General features: G+C 47.4%; 11 protein-coding genes and 2 tRNA genes. 6 read left to right on the plus strand and 7 right to left on the minus strand.

From position 1 onward, the window contains the following. The first annotated feature begins 95 nt into the window (after window positions 1-95). Complete coding sequence (locus KO531_RS05315; protein WP_219250550.1) at window positions 96-377, plus strand: HU family DNA-binding protein; 282 nt, start codon at window positions 96-98, stop codon at window positions 375-377. A 152-nt stretch (window positions 378-529) separates the two neighbouring features. Here KO531_RS05315 and bioD read toward each other — a convergent pair whose 3' ends face one another. The 4 genes from bioD to bioB all read right to left on the minus strand — a co-directional run bounded on the left by bioD (window position 530) and on the right by bioB (window position 4897). Beyond that, a complete protein-coding gene (gene bioD / locus KO531_RS05320; protein ID WP_219250551.1) occupies window positions 530-1270 on the minus strand; it encodes a dethiobiotin synthase in 741 nt (246 codons plus the stop codon). A 166-nt stretch (window positions 1271-1436) separates the two neighbouring features. Next, on the minus strand, window positions 1437-2396 hold the full coding sequence (locus KO531_RS05325; protein ID WP_219250552.1) for a methyltransferase domain-containing protein: 960 nt from the start codon (window positions 2394-2396) through the stop codon (window positions 1437-1439). A gap of 64 nt (window positions 2397-2460) precedes the next feature. After that, a complete protein-coding gene (locus KO531_RS05330; RefSeq protein WP_219250553.1) occupies window positions 2461-3693 on the minus strand; it encodes an 8-amino-7-oxononanoate synthase in 1233 nt (410 codons plus the stop codon). Between the two features lie 151 nt (window positions 3694-3844). Then, a complete protein-coding gene (gene bioB / locus KO531_RS05335) occupies window positions 3845-4897 on the minus strand; it encodes a biotin synthase BioB (RefSeq protein ID WP_212599785.1) in 1053 nt (350 codons plus the stop codon). Window positions 4898-5019: 122 nt separating this feature from the next. Here bioB and bioA point away from each other — a divergent pair, with 122 nt between their 5' ends. Beyond that, the gene (gene bioA / locus KO531_RS05340) at window positions 5020-6360 is read left to right on the plus strand and encodes an adenosylmethionine--8-amino-7-oxononanoate transaminase (RefSeq protein WP_219250554.1); all 1341 of its coding nucleotides are present in this window, start codon (window positions 5020-5022) and stop codon (window positions 6358-6360) included. A gap of 381 nt (window positions 6361-6741) precedes the next feature. Then, a complete protein-coding gene (locus tag KO531_RS05345; protein ID WP_173245426.1) occupies window positions 6742-8343 on the plus strand; it encodes a methyl-accepting chemotaxis protein in 1602 nt (533 codons plus the stop codon). Window positions 8344-8484: 141 nt separating this feature from the next. Here the strand turns inward: KO531_RS05345 and KO531_RS05350 are convergent, their stop codons facing one another. Continuing rightward, on the minus strand, window positions 8485-11925 hold the full coding sequence (locus KO531_RS05350) for a PAS domain-containing hybrid sensor histidine kinase/response regulator (protein ID WP_212599782.1): 3441 nt from the start codon (window positions 11923-11925) through the stop codon (window positions 8485-8487). A gap of 174 nt (window positions 11926-12099) precedes the next feature. Between KO531_RS05350 and acs the strand changes: the two genes are divergently transcribed. From acs to KO531_RS05365, 3 genes are all read left to right on the plus strand, one after another. Next, complete coding sequence (acs, locus tag KO531_RS05355; protein ID WP_198572683.1) at window positions 12100-14052, plus strand: acetate--CoA ligase; 1953 nt, start codon at window positions 12100-12102, stop codon at window positions 14050-14052. Window positions 14053-14274: 222 nt separating this feature from the next. Further along, entirely contained in the window at window positions 14275-16029 is a 1755-nt protein-coding gene (locus KO531_RS05360) for a DEAD/DEAH box helicase (protein ID WP_219250555.1), read from the plus strand. A 60-nt stretch (window positions 16030-16089) separates the two neighbouring features. Continuing rightward, complete coding sequence (locus tag KO531_RS05365; RefSeq protein WP_028760344.1) at window positions 16090-16350, plus strand: GrxA family glutaredoxin; 261 nt, start codon at window positions 16090-16092, stop codon at window positions 16348-16350. Window positions 16351-16726: 376 nt separating this feature from the next. On the opposite strand, the gene KO531_RS05370 is transcribed toward KO531_RS05365, so the two are convergent. Together KO531_RS05370 and KO531_RS05375 are read right to left on the minus strand one after the other, a co-directional pair. Next, window positions 16727-16802: transfer RNA gene (locus KO531_RS05370), tRNA-Lys, on the minus strand. A 37-nt stretch (window positions 16803-16839) separates the two neighbouring features. After that, window positions 16840-16915, minus strand: a tRNA-Lys gene (locus tag KO531_RS05375). Window positions 16916-16936 lie beyond the last annotated feature (21 nt).

Consider the following 16936-nt stretch of genomic DNA (forward strand, 5'->3'; position numbering starts at 1 on the left):
AATCAACTGCGCTGAGCTTGCTATGGCTTTCAATCTCGGGACGAGCTTGTTATAACTCCCCTTCGATTGAACCTAAGCTGACTTCAGAGGTTTCTATGAACAAAGCACAACTTATCCAACGTATTGCCGCCGAGCTCAATGCATCGCAAGCGAGTACTAAACCTGTGGTTGAGCAGATACTGCAACAGATCCACGTCGCATTGAGCGAAGGCGAGAAAATTTTCCTGCCACAATTTGGCACCTTTGAACTCAGATACCATGTCGCTAAAACAGGGCGTAATCCACAAACGGGCGAAGCCATAGAAATCGACGGTTACAATCAGCCCAGCTTTAAAGCCTCAACCGCATTGAAGCAGAAAATCAATAGCGGCGCTTAGCTTTAATGTGCAGGCACTATTTTGCGAGATTTTGCGAACATTAATCAGCAGCCTTGATAGAAATGAGCCTCAACATAATTTGAGGCTCATTTTTTATCAAAAGAAAAATAACCGTTCCGCTTAGGGGAAAGTCTTAAACAATTATGCAGTCGCTAAGTATTGCTCTCCTCACCTTGATAAAGTGGCGCAATATCGACATAGTCAGCAGCGTTTTCAGCACTTGGATCCTCGAGAAATGGCACACAACCAAGGAAAGGTGCTGTCATCATCTCTTTAAGGCTCGTCAGATTCTCCTCAAACATACTCATATTCGGGTCGACACGATTAGCAACCCAGCCTGCAATCTTAAGCCCATCGGCCAATATCGCCTCTTGAGTCAGCAATGCATGATTTAAGCAGCCGAGTTTCATGCCAACCACGAGTATCACTGGCAGTTCTAATCTCTGTACGACTTCCGAAAGATACCTGCCATCACCTAAGGGTAAACGCCAGCCTCCCGCGCCTTCAATCAAGCAAAAATCCGCTTGAGCAAATGCCACTAAATCTAAACTTTCAATAATAGCTTCAGGCGCTAAACTCACGCCCACTTGGGCGGCAGCAATGTGCGGTGCAATCGCAGGTTCGAAGGTAAAAGGATTGATGACGGAATAGGCCAGTTTTAGTGAAGATGACGTCATCAGCTGTAACGCATCGGCATTACGCAATCCTTCAGAGGTTTGCGCGCAGCCCGAGGCGATGGGCTTAACACCTAAAGTCAACATAGTGTTAGCCGCAAGAATACTCACAGCGGAGTCAGCATTGGCTATGAGCCCTAAACGATTCACAGCGGTTAATAATGCCGCCGAAACCAAAGTCTTACCGCTATCGGTATCTGTACCTGTTACAAAATACATATTAGATCCTTATCTGTTGCTATGAGTTCTGCTTTGTTAAGCCCACTCTCCATAAGCTAAATGTCCATATAGCTAACGATCTCTATACGTAATGTTAAAAATCCAACGTTTTCTAGATATTAGTGCTAATTAATAATGCCATGACTAAAGGCATAATCGGTGAACTTTAAAACCTACGCCGAGCACGTATTTGAACTATCTGGTAGGTTAACGGCAAACCTTGGGGTAAACGTAGCGATTCGGCTTTGGCCTGCATGGCCTGCCAATCTTGACGACCACGCAGCCGTGGAGTGAATTCTGAAGCACTCACTGTTGAACCTGAAACCCGAGTTGTTGAACTGGCGACATGTACAGAAGCCCCCACACCTTTAATTGAATAGAGTAGTGCCTTAAGAGTGTCAAAATACACTGTCATAGGGACGAGTCGCACTTCAAGTAATTCCCATGTATCGAGTTTAAATGCAGCCTTGAGTGCTTGCATCGTCGAAAAGTCATTCACTCTTAACCCTAATTCAGCTAATTGATTCAAACTCCCCTGCGCCACAAGGCTCAGATGACACTCGCCGTTCGGCTTAAGTACCCGCGCCATTTCGGCTACCGCAGCAGGAAAATCAGCACACCATTGCAGGGCTAGATTAGAGTAAATAACATCCATGCTGCCATTGGTAAAAGGTAAACACTGCGCATCGGCACATACGCCGAGATAATCGGGATAAGACTGTTTTAGCTTTTGTAGCATGCCAAGGGCAATATCCACGGCAAATACAGTTGTGGATGAATTTTGCGTAGAGAGATCCGCTGGTTGAGACACACTGTGATACCCAGAAAAATCCGTGCCAGGGCCTGCCCCTATGTCTAACAGATAACCAGCTGCCGAAAACTCACTGAGTAAACTGGCAGCGCTCAGGCGTTGTAATTGATTATGATCTTGGTAACTATGGGCCGCTGCGGAAAAACGTTCAGCAATTTGAGTCCCGTGCACATTGGACACAGTCCCCGCGAGAACGCCCCCATAAGAAACGCCCGCATTAAGCTCACTCAGCTTAAGATCGCAAGCTATAAACTTGTTTGACTCATGAGCAGACGCACTACAGCTTGGATCACTAGACTTTATCAGGCTTGGCATTTTAACTAACACTCAACCATAAAAACTTAACATTCAATAAAATAACGCGATCTATAGGGTACATTTATCTGTACTCATCGGTAGATTCTCGTTCACTGACAAGCGGAATACCAACACGACGGAGCACTTGGGCTAATTGCTCAACACAAGCAGCGATATCTTCAGCGGTATGGGTCGCCGCTAAGGTAATGCGTAACCGCGCCGACCCTACAGGCACCGTCGGCGGGCGAATCGCCCCAACCCAAATGCCCGCGGCTCTTAACGCTTCGGCGACTTGCAGGGTTTGCTGCGCATCGCCAATGATCAACGGCTGAATTGCGGTATCCGAACCTAAAAGGGGCACGGCAGCATCGAGGCATAACTGTTTGAATAGCGAAATATTCTCAAGCAGTTTCTGCTGTAACTCAGGATGTGCAGTGCAGTACCGAGTCGCGGCCAACGCTAATGCGGCATTGGCGGGCGATAAGGCGGTCGAATAAATATATTCGCGGGCATTACTGACCAAAAAGTCGATCAGCGCCTGACTCCCCAAAACCGCTGCGCCTTGGCAACCTAATGCCTTACCAAAGGTCACTACTTGCACATCGATAAGCTTGGCGGCTTTATCTCTTGCATCACTATTTTGATAGCCATCGAGCACCGCAAAACCATGGGCATCATCAACAATCAACCAAGTATTCTGTTGACGACAAAGCGCCGATAACTGCACGATCGGCGCACAATCCCCGTCCATGCTAAACACGCTTTCTGTGATTAACGCCGATACGTGATTTCGAGTCAGAAGCCGCTCAGCGCTCTCAAGCGAATTGTGTAAAAAACGTTTAAGCTGCGCACCGCTGTCCTGCAAACCATCGATAATTGAGGCGTGCACAAGTTTATCGGCAATCACAGTATCTTGCTGATCAAACAAGGTTTTCATTAACGCCGTATTGGCACTAAAGCCCGAGCAGAATAGTAATCCCGCTTCATGCCCCGTTAAGGCGCAGAGTTCACGTTCAAGTGTGACATGCGCATCACTGTACCCTGTCACTAAGGGCGATGCGCCGCTACCCACACCGTAGGTCTGCGCGCCAAGGTGCAGCGCTTCAACCAACTCAGGAACGCGGGATAAGCCTAAATAATCATTACTGCTAAAATTAACATAGGATCGCCCTTCGAACACAAAGCGCGGGCTCGAAGTGGGTGCGTTAACATCAAAGCTGTGATCAACACTCAGCATTTTACGTTGCCGTAATAAACCTTGCTCACGTAAGGCTTGCTGACGGGCGGCAATTTTCATCTCGAGCAGAGAACTCATCGATTTAGCCTCAAGAATGATTGTCTTAAAAATGCTGCTTGAAAAATGGAGTGCGGCCAATAAAGCTATCGGCCGCAATCAAAATAGGCTGCAGCCAACAAGGTTTACAGGCTATTCGACCTGTTTGTCGGACAACATGCGCTCAGCAGTATTACAAAGCAGCCGCGTCATAGAATTGTGCCGATGACTTATCTTGATAGGCCGCCGCTTTGGCTAAAACAGCACTTTCTTCTTCCAGTTTTGCCGCTGCGCCCTGCTCGGGACGTAAGCCTAAACGTCGAAATAGCCCCATATCATCGCTTTCTTCTGGGTTTGGTGTGGTCAGCAATTTACAACCATAGAAAATCGAGTTAGCGCCGGCAAAGAAACACATGGCCTGCAGCTCATCACTCATATTTTCGCGGCCTGCCGATAACCGTACGCGGGAAAGCGGCATTAAGATACGCGCCACAGCGATAGTGCGCACAAATTCGAGTGGGTCTAGGTCGTCAAGCTTCTCAAACGGCGTGCCCGCCACTTTGACTAACATATTGATTGGTACTGAATCAGGATGCTGCGGTAAATTAGCCAGCTGTTGTAGTAAGCCTGCACGATCCGTCGCCTTTTCACCCATGCCGACAATCCCGCCCGAGCACACTTTCATACCAGAAGCGCGCACATGTGTCAGTGTATCTAAACGATTTTGATAGGTACGTGTCGTGATCACATCGCCGTAATATTCAGGCGAAGTATCTAAATTATGGTTGTAATAATCTAAGCCAGCACTGGCTAAATCGTTCGCTTGATCTTCAGAAAGCATGCCGAGCGTCATACAGGTTTCCATACCTAAGGCTTTAACTTCTTGCACCATTTGTTTAAGGTACGGCATGTCTTTTTCTTTTGGATTACGCCAAGCAGCGCCCATGCAGAAACGAGAGGCACCCGCGGCTTTAGCACTGCGTGCCTCGGTCAGCACAGTTTCCATTGCCAGCAAACGCTCTTTCTCTAGACCTGTGTCATAGCGAGCACTCTGCGGGCAATATTTACAATCCTCAGGGCAAGCACCGGTTTTAATCGATAATAAACGGCTAATTTGCACTTCATTAGGATCGTATACCTCACGGTGAATACTGTGTGCTTTAAATAATAAGTCATTCATCGGCAGCGCAAATAAGGCTTCGATTTCTTCCCGCTTCCAATCATGACGAACTTGCAACTGCGACATTGAACACCCTTTTTATTCTGTTTTTTATCTTGGCTAGGATAACCTCAGCCCTTAAACTGTCAACGCCAACCAGTGAACCCAGTTTACTAATGGCTACTTTATCACCAAAAAAGTGAGCGTTTATGCGCAATTTACTCGATTTTGACTTTGATAGCGCCCATATTTGGCATCCTTACACCTCAATGACCCGATCTCTTCCTGTTTTTGGTGTACACAGCGCCAAAGGCTGTGAATTGGAATTAGTTGATGGCCGCAAGTTGGTAGATGGCACTAGCTCGTGGTGGGCCTGTGTGCACGGCTATGCACATCCCGAGATATTAACCGCGATGGAAAAACAGTTGCATCAACTGAGCCATGTGATGTTTGGCGGTATCACCCATGAACCCGCCATTGAACTGTGTAAAAAACTTATCGCTATGACCTGCGAACCGCTAACAAAGGTCTTTTTGTGCGACTCTGGATCTATCTCAGTCGAAGTGGCAATTAAAATGGCGCTGCAATATTGGCAAGGTCAGAGTGTACATGGAGAAGAGCGACCGCTAAAACAACGCATTCTTACCGTTAAGAAAGGTTACCACGGCGATACCTTTGCCGCGATGAGCGTATGCGATCCCGAAGGCGGCATGCACACTATGTTTGGCGATACAGTAACCAAGCAATCATTTGTGCCCGCGCCACAAACCGCCTTTGGCGAAGCCTTACAAGCCGATGATTTAACCGCAATGCGCGACATATTAAGCATTAATCACCATGATATTGCCGCAGTGATTATAGAGCCGATAATGCAAGGCGCTGGCGGTATGCGTTTCTACAGCGCAGATTATTTAACGGGTCTTCGTGCCCTATGTGATGAATTTGATGTCTTGCTGATCTTAGATGAGATTGCCACTGGCTTTGGTCGAACAGGTAAGCTTTTTGCCTATGAACACGCCCATATTACCCCTGATATCTTATGTTTAGGTAAAGCGCTAACGGGCGGTTACATCAGCCTAGCGGCAACGCTGTGTACCGATAAAGTTGCCCAAGGAATCAGCCAATCTCCCGCGGGCGTGTTTATGCATGGCCCTACTTTTATGGGTAACCCGCTAGCCTGCGCCGCGGCGTGTGCAAGCTTAGACATAATTAACCGTAATGAATGGCAAGCGCAAGTGGCTGCTATCGAACAGCAAATGCGCGTTGAACTTAACGATGCGATTGATTTGCCGAGCGTAAAAGATGTGCGAGTGCTCGGCGCTGTCAGCGTGTTAGAGATGCACGAACCCGTCAATACCGCAGAGCTACAGCAGCAATTTGTCGATTTAGGCGTCTGGGTGCGTCCCTTCGCCAACCTTATCTATATCATGCCGCCCTATATCATTAGCTCAGCACAATTAAGCCAACTCACCAGTGCGATGAAGCAAGTCGCAGCAGGCATTAAAGTATCATCAAGCAGTGCCGAGCCGCAGCTTATCAGCCACGGTTGATACTTTAACGCTTGGCCATCTTTTAGCTTAACGCTCTTTCAACTCAATAAGCCTTTAATGTCGAATAAACGAACCCCTGCGCACTGTGCGCTAGGGGTTCGAACTGCCAGGCTTATATCAGTACTCAGCAGCCCCTTCCCTTGTTCGAATCTCGCATCCTCTTGATAGATAAACGCGCTAAGGTTGCAATTGCAATATTGCTCACAATTTCCATTAATACTCTGTAATTTAGTGCATTTATTTAATTCGCCAACTGGAAATTTTATCAAAGCCAACGATGCTTATATCACTCACTTTACACAACATATCTTTCGCCAAAAGCTGACAACAACTTGAGCAGAGGGAATGGCTTAAATCGCTACACAAAGAAAAGGAGATCATATGTTCAAACTCGCTGACATCCCCGTTAATCGAAAACTCGCACTACAGCTCATTATCGCCCTCGCAGGTGCCTTAATTTTACTCACTATTTCCGTAACAGCCCTAAAGCACAACCTGATGGCAGAGCGTGAAGCACGACTTAATGCCGTATTGTCCCTCGCCAGCACCCGTATCCAAGCGTTGTCGCAATCGCTGCCCCTAGAGCAAGCACAGCAAGCCGCTAAAGACATGTTGAACGACATGCGTTTTGATGGTGATAACTACTTGTTTGTGATTGATGAATCGAGGCACGTTATCGTTCATCCCATCAAAAAAGAACTGGTTGGCCAACAAATGGGTAATCGAGGCGAAGAGAATTATTGGTTCGAAATGGTCGAACTCGGCCGTGATGGCAAACAAGGATTAGTCGAATACCGCTGGACGACGGCGAATGGCAAATCAGCGCAAAAAATCTCACTTGTCATGGGATTTAAACCTTGGGGCTGGATCTTAGGCTCAGGTATGTTACTCCAAGATATCGAAGCCACCATTTGGAATGAATACCTCACCATGGGAGGCATTACATTTGTCATTATTGTGCTTATGGCTTGGCTAGGTTATGCCATTAGCCGCTCTATTACTCAGCCATTGGATGATGTGAATCTGGCTATGCTCGCCATCACAAAAGGTGATTTAACGACTCAGCTAAAAATCTATGGTAAAGATGAACTTGGCATCTTAGCCCACAATATAAACCAAAGCATAGACTCCATTCGTAGCACTTTACTTCAAGCGAGTCATAGCGCTGACAATGTTGCACAGGCCTCGGCTCGGATCGCCTCAACTGCAGAGGAAACCAATCAAGCGGTAAATAATCAGCGGGATCAACTCGCCCAACTTGCCACCGCCATGAATGAAATGAGCGCCACTATCGCCGATGTCGCGAATAATGCGGAGAGCACAGCCAAAGATACCAAAGAAGCCACTTGGGAAGCTGGCCTTGGCGACCAAGATGTTCACGCCAGCGTAGATGGTATTCATGCTCTTGCCAAAGAAGTGGAGCAAGCGACGGATCAAGTGAATATGCTTAAAGAGGAAGTCATGCAGATCAGCGAGGTCACCTCTGTTATCAGCGCGATTTCAGACCAAACCAACTTGCTGGCACTGAATGCGGCAATCGAAGCCGCCCGCGCTGGCGAACAAGGGCGAGGGTTCGCTGTAGTCGCCGATGAAGTGAGGCAACTTGCCAGTCGCACTAGGCAATCGACCGAAGAAATTCAAAACACGATTTCATTATTGCAACAACGGGCCGTGAGCGCCGCTAAGGCAATGGATGCAAGCCGAGCTTTGGCAGAAAACAGTGTGAGTCAATCGGCAAAAGCGGGGAAGGATTTATCGCTTATCGTTGCTCATATAAAACATGTGAGTGACATGGCAACCCATATCGCCACCGCCGCAGAAGAACAAAGTGTGGTCGCAGAAGACATGAACAGAAACGTGTGCGGAATTAATAACTCAGCGCTCGAAGTCTCTGAATCGGCAACTTATTTGGCTCAAGAAAGTGAAAGTTTGGCCGAATTATCACTGAATTTAAACAATAAACTGGCCGTATTCAAACTCTAGTCATGTATTTAGTTACACCCACAAACCTGTGTCAAACCGTTTAGCCAAGATAAGCCGCATAAAAAATTACGCGATTATCTTGGCATTTCGTTAAACGTACCGACGTCACTAAACTCATGTTACCGAACACGTATACCAAGCTTATTTTACCAAGCTAGAAATCAAGGCACGTAGCGCGGCAGGTTTTATCATTTTCGCCATATAGTGATAGCCGCGGCGTTGCACATCTTCCACCAGCTCTTTGCGGGTATTGGCGGTAATCAAAATGCCGGGTAAATCTTTGCCATACAGGGCACGAATACCGTCCATCGCATCGACACCATTTTGGCCATCATCTAAATGGTAATCCGCGAGCACAATATCAGGCGCGACGCCTTTCAGTCCTAGTTTAATGCGTGCATCAGATAAATCTTTTGCACAGATAACCTCACACTGCCAGCGGCTTAATAAGCTTTCTAATCCAGCTAAAATGGCCTCTTCGTTGTCGATACACAACACTTTGATACCCGATAACGGCTGCAGCAGCGACGGTAACGCCTTCACTTGTGGCTGACGCACAGTTTCTCCAAGCGGCACACAAATGGAGAAGACCGAGCCGCGCCCTAAATGGGACGAAACCTGAATACCGTGTTCTAACACTTTACTAATGCGATCAGCAATCGCCAGACCTAAGCCCAAGCCGCTAACATTGTTGCTCTTAGGATTATTCAACCGCTTAAATTCTTTGAAAATTTCTTGGGTTTCTTTTTCATCAATACCACAACCCGTGTCTAACACTTGGATTTCAAGGTAATGACCTCGATGACGACAACCAAATAACACTCTGCCACCGCGAGCATAACGGTAGGCATTCGTTAAAAAGTTTTGCAGGACACGCCTTAACAGCGAAGGATCGGAATTAACGGTTGCGCTGCATGGGATCATCTTAAAACGAATTTGGTTATCCGCCGCCATCGCTTCAAATTCAACGGATAAGCCATTGATCAGTTCTGAAATCGCAAAGTCACGGCGATTGACATCCACCATACCTGAGTCGAGTTTAGAAATATCCAATAGGTCGGTGAGCAACTCGCCGGCAATTTTTAGCGAGCTATTCACATGGGATAAGGTGGTTCTGGCCTCACGATCTAGATTGGGATACTGAGATAACGACGCAGTAAACAGCCGCGCGGCATTAAGCGGTTGCATTAAATCATGGCCAACAGCAGCCAAGAAGCGACTCTTAGAGGCGTTGGCGATTTCTTCCTGCGCTTTAGCCTCGAGTAACTCACTGTTCAACATGGCTAATTCATAGGTTCGCTCATTAACGCGGCTTTCTAAGGTTTCATTGGCCTCGAGCAGTGCGCGCTCCTGCTCGCGATACTGAGTAATATCGGTAAAGGTCATCACAAAACCACCGTCTGGCATGGGATTACCTTGAATTTTAATCACTTTACCGTCTCTGCGATGGCGCTCAGAAGTGTGCGGCGTGCCATTACGCATATGCTGCACCCGCTGCTCAACCTGCTGTTCTATTTCCCCTTCACCACAATAACCCCGCGCCGCATTAAAGCGGATCACTTCACTGATGGGCATGCCCTGCTGCAAAAATCCATCGGGATATTGATACAGCTCCACATATTTGTAATTCCATGCCACAAGATTGAGATCGTTATCGATAACACTCATGCCTTCATAGGCGTGCTCAATCGCGCCGCGCAACATGTCTTGACTGAGCATAATCTTCGATGAAGCTTCATCGACCAGACTAAAGACTTCATCCAGCGCTAAATCGCGCCCTTGCAGCACGGAATCCATCACCAGCGCTGCGCTTGAGGCGCCAAGCACCCCCGCCAATAAACGTTCAGTGTGGGAAATCAACTCCGGCGGCGCCGCTTTATGCCAACTATCACTTTTTACCGCATCAATCGAGAAACGGCTAAAACTCTCATAGGCGCGCGTTGGGCTAACGAAGCGACTCGCCAGTATCAGTAAATCTTGCTGTGAAATCGGACCATTTTTCTTATTGGCGCTGTTTTTCAATTTGCCAGGGCTCACAAAAGCACTGGCCTGAATACGCTCAGCCACACCTGCTCTAAACCAAATAGAACCCAATATATAACAGGCGATATTAGCAAAAAGAGCCGTCAGCGCATCACGCACATTGGGCGTTATCGCATCTAGCAGGCCTTTCTCGCTCGCGACACTAGACAAGAACGCCGATGAGCTTTGCACATCTGTCATGCCCTGCAACATGATGTAGAACCACAGCGAAAAGCCCACGCCGAGTCCTAAAAATACCCCAGCACGATTGCCGTGTTTCCAATAGAGTCCACCGACTAAAGCTGGCGCGAGTTGGGCAAACGCCCCAAAAGACAACATGCCTAAATGGGACAAGGAATCACTGTCTGATAATGCCAAATAGCTGCCATAGCCTAAGCCAAGAATAATCACGATCGCCAAGCGGCGGGCATTAAGTAACAGGTGCGAGAACTGACTGAAGTTTTTCTCGCGGATATGGCCTGTGCGCAGCATCACTGGCACCAGCCATTCGTTACTTACCATCACACTGATAGTCACCACCGCCACTATCACCATGCCAGTTGCCGCCGAAAGTGTGCCAAGTAATGCAATCACCGCCAGCAAAGGTTGATCTAACGCCAGCGGTAAATTAATCACATAGGTATCGGCCGACACTGAATCGCCGAGGATGATCTTCCCCGCCAAGGCGAGCGGTCCAACGAATAAACCAAAAAGTGCTAAATAAATGGGAAACAGCCAACGCCCTTTTGACAACACGGACTCATCGGCGCATTCCACCACCATTACATGGAACTGCCTTGGCATACATAAAAAGGCCGCCATTCCGACGAGTAACTCAGGCATTAAGGCTTCAATACGTGGATTAGGATAATTAATTAGTGACTGCGCATTGGCCTGCTGCCAAATATCCCCAAAACCATCGAACACTCCGAAACTGATGACGATGCCGACCAACAAAAATGCGGCAAGTTTCACCAGAGACTCAAAGGCAATCGCGAGCATCATGCCGGGATTATGCTCGGTCGCATCGAGTTTGCGAGTACCAAATAAAATGGCAAATATGGCTAACAGCGAAGTGATCAGTAACGGAATCGTCACGCCATCGAGGGGATCGTCAGCGGGTTGAAACAAATTAAGACTGAACACCATCGCCTTAAGCTGCAGGGCGATATAGGGCATGATGCCAAACAAGGCAATTAAGGTGACTAAGGCGGCTAAGGTTTGAGATTTGCCGTATCGGGCGGCAATAAAGTCGGCCACGGAAGTGATATTTTGCGCCTTAGACACTAATACCATCTTGCGTAACATGCCAAAACCTAAAGTAAAAATCAGAATCGGGCCGATAAAAATCGGTAAGAAAGACCAAAAATCCTTAGCAGATTGCCCAACTGTGCCTAAAAAACTCCACGAGGAGCAATAAACCGCTAAGCTCAGACCATAGATCACGACCTGAAGCTTTTTAGTGATCTGAGTAAACCAACGCTCCGCCCCCCAAGCCAATAGGAATAAAAGTGAGACATAACAGACGGCAATAACAGCAACGACTAAGGTTAAATTCATACTTTGCTCTTTTTTCTGATTATTGTGCGATAAAACCTGTCTAAAATCTAGCCGGATTTTTAATGCAACAGACTAAATATAAAGGAAAATTTAACACTAGACCAAGGTCTAATGGAGTTGCCGCCCCCTTGCATACCATACTCAGTCCACGCAATTTTTCAAAAGGGAAGCCCTATGAGCTCGCAGTCTCTCTACAAAGTCTCCGGCAATATCGCTGCCAATGCACTTGTAAACAACGATAAATATAAAACAATGTACCAAGAGTCGATTGTCAATCCTGAAGGTTTCTGGAGAGAACACGGCAAGCGTATTGATTGGATTAAACCCTATACCAAGATTAAAAAAACCTCTTTTGATGACCATAACTTATCGATCAATTGGTTTTACGATGGCACCCTGAATGCTTCTGCCAACTGTTTAGACCGTCATTTAGCCGAACACAGTGATCGCGTGGCGATTATTTGGGAAGGCGACAACGCAAGCGAACAACGCAAAATCACCTACGGTGAATTACATGCAGATGTGTGTAAATTCGCCAACGCACTGCGCAGCCAAGGCGTGCGCCGCGGTGATATAGTCACAATTTACATGCCTATGGTGCCAGAAGCCGCAGTCGCTATGCTTGCCTGTGCCCGTATCGGCGCTGTGCACTCTGTGGTCTTCGGTGGTTTCTCACCGGATTCAATCGCCTCTCGCGTAATTGACGGAAAATCCAAAGTCATCATTACCTCCGATGAAGGTATGCGCGGTGGCCGTGCTATTCCATTGAAGCGCAACATAGATGATGCCTTAAAGCACCCTGATGTCACTACGGTTGAAAAAGTCATCGTACTTAAACGCACGGGCGGCAAAGTAGATTGGGTAGAAAGCCGTGATGTGTGGTGGCATTCACTGATGGAAACCGCATCAGAGCACTGCCAACCAGAAGAAATGGACGCCGAAGCACCGTTATTCTTGCTTTATACCTCAGGTTCAACTGGTAATCCCAAGGGCGTATTGCACACCACTGGCGGCTACATGGTTTATGCGTCTATGACCCATGAATATGTGTTCGACTACAAAGCGGGTGAAGTGTACTGGTGTACCGCAGATGTGGGTTGGATCACTGGCCACTCTTACATGGTTTACGGCCCCCTCGCCAATGGTGCGACTGTGCTTATCCATGAAGGTGTGCCGAATCATCCAAGCCCTGCCCGTTTAGGCGAAATGATTGACCGCCATAAAGTGAACATTCTATATACAGCGCCAACCTTAATTCGCGCGCTGATGGCCGAAGGTAAACAACACTTCGATAAGTTCGATGGTAGCAGCTTGAGGATCATGGGCTCGGTAGGCGAACCTATCAACCCAGAAGCATGGCGTTGGTACCATGAAGTCATAGGTCATGAGCATTGCCCTATCGTCGATACTTGGTGGCAAACTGAAACGGGCGGCATTTTGATCACGCCACTGCCAGGCGCGACCGATACTAAACCCGGCTCAGCTACCCGTCCGTTCTTTGGCGTTCAACCCGCCTTAGTGGATAACATGGGGAATATTTTAGAAGGTGAGAACGAAGGTAACTTAGTGTTACTCGATTCTTGGCCGGGCCAAATGCGTACTGTGTATGGCGACCATGAACGATTTGTACTGACCTACTTTAAAACCTTCCGTGGCATGTATTTTACCGGTGACGGCGCACGCCGTGATGAAGATGGCTACTACTGGATCACTGGCCGCGTCGATGACGTAATCAACGTATCCGGCCACAGATTAGGTACAGCAGAGGTTGAAAGTGCGCTGGTATCACACGAACTGGTTGCCGAGGCTGCAGTAGTTGGCTACCCACATGATATTAAAGGCCAAGGTATTTATGCGTATGTCACGCTAACCCGCGGCACTGAAGAAACCGAAGAGCTACGTCAAGAGCTGCGTCAATGGGTTCGTAAAGAAATTGGTGCGCTGGCAACGCCAGATCTCATCCAATGGGCGACGGGCTTACCTAAGACTCGTTCGGGCAAGATCATGCGCCGCTTCCTGCGTAAGATTGCCGCTAACGAAGTGACTAACTTAGGGGATGCATCAACCTTGGCAGATCCAGCTGTGATCGAGACCTTGATTGAATCACGCTTAAATCGTACTGAGTAATATCCGAGTTAAGAATAACGTCCACAACGCTTAGTCTATGCCCAATAGGCTAAGCGTAACCTGAACCTCCCTTTTTAAACCTCAGGTTAAAAGTGAACCCTGTTGAGAGAGTGTGTGTGATTGCTCCTTTCTCTAGCTTGCCCCTCCAACCAGGGGCATTTTTTTTGCCTGTTATGTTAAGCTTGCAGCCTCACTTTTATTCAGCATAGATTTTTTATCAGCGTGTCAGTCAAACTCAGAGACTATCAACAGCAAGCGGTTAATGCCGCCATCGCCCATTTTAGGCAAAGCCAAGCTTCCGCCGTACTCGTATTACCCACAGGCGCGGGCAAAAGCATAGTGATCGCCGAACTGGCGCGCATCGCCAAAGGCAGAGTCTTAGTGCTCACCCATGTGAAAGAATTAGTTGCACAAAATGCAGAGAAAGTCGGTTTACTGACAACCGAAGCCAGTATTTATGCGGCGGGACTCAATCAAAAAGCCACCGACGGAAAAACCGTCGTTGCCAGTATTCAATCGGCAGCGCGGGGATTAACGCAGTTCGATCAGCCGTTCTCGTTAGTCATTATTGATGAATGCCACAGAGTCAGCCTAGAAAAAACCAGCCAATATCAGCAAGTACTCAAGCATTTACGCACGAAAAATCCCCAATTAAGATTGCTCGGTCTCACCGCCACGCCCTATCGCCTTGGCACTGGCTGGATTTATCAGCAACACTATCACGGCAAAGTGGGGTCTCCCGAACATGCCGTGTTCGAACATTGTGTGTTCGAGCTGCCCATCAGGCCGCTCATTAAGCAAGGTTACCTCACAGCGCCAACCCTGTTTGATGGCCTCAGTGCCCAGTACGATTTCAGCCAACTTAAAGCAAACGAGAATAGCGAATATGCCGAAGCCGAGGTTAACGATTTGCTGGGGCATTACGGCCGCGCGACCACTGCGATTGTGAAACAACTCATTGAACTGAGCCAACATAGAAAAGGCATTATCATTTTTGCGGCAACGGTGCGCCACGCTAATGAGATTTTTGGCCTACTCAACCAAGCTCACGCTGCACAAAGTGCCATTATCACAGCACAAACTCACGACAATGAACGTGACGCGACGATTGAACGCTTTAAAGCCCAAGAGCTTAAGTTTTTAGTCAACGTTGCTGTGTTGACGACAGGCTTCGACGCGCCCCATGTGGATTTGATTGCAATTTTGCGCCCTACCGCCTCAGTCAGTCTGTTTCAACAAATGATCGGCCGTGGATTGCGAATCGCTGAAGGCAAAAAAGATTGTCTTATCATCGACTATGCTGCCAATGGTTATGACTTGTATTTCCCTGAGGTCGGCCAAGCGAAACCCAACAGTAAATCGGTCCCCGTGCAAGTGCATTGCCCAGTATGCGATTTTGCCAATATATTCTGGGGACTCACAGACGACGATGGCGACATTATCGAACACTTTGGTCGCCGCTGTCAGGGCATAGTCGAACAGCAAGGTAAAAAGCTGCAGTGCGACTTTCGATTTAGATCTAAATCTTGCCCTGATTGCGGCGAAGAGAATGATATCGCGGCGCGCATTTGCCAGTACTGCCAATCGACCCTCATCGATCCCGATAAACGCCTACGCCAAGTGCTCAGCCAGCAGCACCATCATTTATTCCGCTGCCAGCATATGAGCCTCATCGACGATGACGGCAATCTGAAAGTGCAGTACCTCGATATCGACGGCAATGAATTCAATCGCCGCTTTAAATTACAAACGCCGGCCCAGTGGCGAGCCCTATATGCCTTATTCATCTTTCCCCATAGCCGTACACCGGGATTAAAACCGAAAAAATACACTAAGGTGACAGAGTTAATCAGCGACGCGGATAAATTCCGCATGCCCGATCTCTTGCTGCTGAAGAAACATAAAAAAGGCTGGGATCTGCTCGAAAGCTATTTTGATTACCAAGGTCGCTATCAAACTGAAAATAAACTCGGCTGACATTATCAATTCACTTAGGCCTATGGTATAAAACGACTAAAGTAATCCTAAGGAGCTATTATGTTCGTTGTTATTTTTGGCCGTCCAGGCTGTCCTTATTGCGTTCGTGCTGTGCAATTATCTGAGCAACTCGTTGAAAAACGTGATGACTTTAAGTTCAGATATGTCGATATCCATGCAGAAGGCATCTCTAAAGCAGATTTAGAAAAAACTGTCGGTAAGCCAGTTGAAACCGTACCGCAGATTTTTGTCGATGAGAAACACATAGGTGGCTGCACAGATTTCGAGCAATATGTTCGTGAAAACAATCTGTTAGATTAAGCGTTATAGATATGTGATCCGCTTAATGCAAAAGGAGACCTAAGGTCTCCTTTTTAGTCTTTAACACAACCAAGTGGGATTAGAGCTTTCCATAAATAGTGCTCGGTACAAAACTGCCTAGACCCCCCCAGAATTATACGCACCATTGTCATCATCACTGCACATAATGTCAGCTTCAATATAATCGCCAAACTCAAGATACATTTCTTTTTAAAGATGCCGCATTAGTCGAACTTGCTAATGCCAATAATTATGTTAGAAAAATATTTTGCAGTGGAATAAGTAAAACGAAGGTATTAAATTCTGTACTCAGTATTGGAGTTTAACGAGGGACATTCAGGGGGAAATTCGAGAGAGATACAGCTGAAAAAATAAGTGGTGGGTCGTGAAGGATTCGAACCTTCGACCAATTGGTTAAAAGCCAACTGCTCTACCGACTGAGCTAACGACCCATCTGGTGTTGCACTGATTTATACACTTTCAGTAAAGTGGTGGGTCGTGAAGGATTCGAACCTTCGACCAATTGGTTAAAAGCCAACTGCTCTACCGACTGAGCTAACGACCCATGGAGTATAACGCTGATTTA

The organism is Shewanella sp. NKUCC06_TVS (genome assembly GCF_019345515.1).
Classification (GTDB): domain Bacteria; phylum Pseudomonadota; class Gammaproteobacteria; order Enterobacterales; family Shewanellaceae; genus Shewanella; species Shewanella oncorhynchi.

Excerpts from the sequence above, each read along its gene's own strand:
- KO531_RS05325 (WP_219250552.1), bottom strand. The coding sequence starts at position 2,396 with ATGCCAAGCCTGATAAAGTCTAGTGATCCAAGCTGTAGTGCGTCTGCT.
- KO531_RS05315 (WP_219250550.1), top strand. The coding sequence starts at position 96 with ATGAACAAAGCACAACTTATCCAACGTATTGCCGCCGAGCTCAATGCA.
- KO531_RS05365 (WP_028760344.1), top strand. The coding sequence starts at position 16,090 with ATGTTCGTTGTTATTTTTGGCCGTCCAGGCTGTCCTTATTGCGTTCGT.
- KO531_RS05330 (WP_219250553.1), bottom strand. The coding sequence starts at position 3,693 with ATGAGTTCTCTGCTCGAGATGAAAATTGCCGCCCGTCAGCAAGCCTTA.
- bioB (WP_212599785.1), bottom strand. The coding sequence starts at position 4,897 with ATGTCGCAGTTGCAAGTTCGTCATGATTGGAAGCGGGAAGAAATCGAA.
- KO531_RS05345 (WP_173245426.1), top strand. The coding sequence starts at position 6,742 with ATGTTCAAACTCGCTGACATCCCCGTTAATCGAAAACTCGCACTACAG.
- acs (WP_198572683.1), top strand. The coding sequence starts at position 12,100 with ATGAGCTCGCAGTCTCTCTACAAAGTCTCCGGCAATATCGCTGCCAAT.
- bioA (WP_219250554.1), top strand. The coding sequence starts at position 5,020 with ATGCGCAATTTACTCGATTTTGACTTTGATAGCGCCCATATTTGGCAT.
- bioD (WP_219250551.1), bottom strand. The coding sequence starts at position 1,270 with ATGTATTTTGTAACAGGTACAGATACCGATAGCGGTAAGACTTTGGTT.
- KO531_RS05350 (WP_212599782.1), bottom strand. The coding sequence starts at position 11,925 with ATGAATTTAACCTTAGTCGTTGCTGTTATTGCCGTCTGTTATGTCTCA.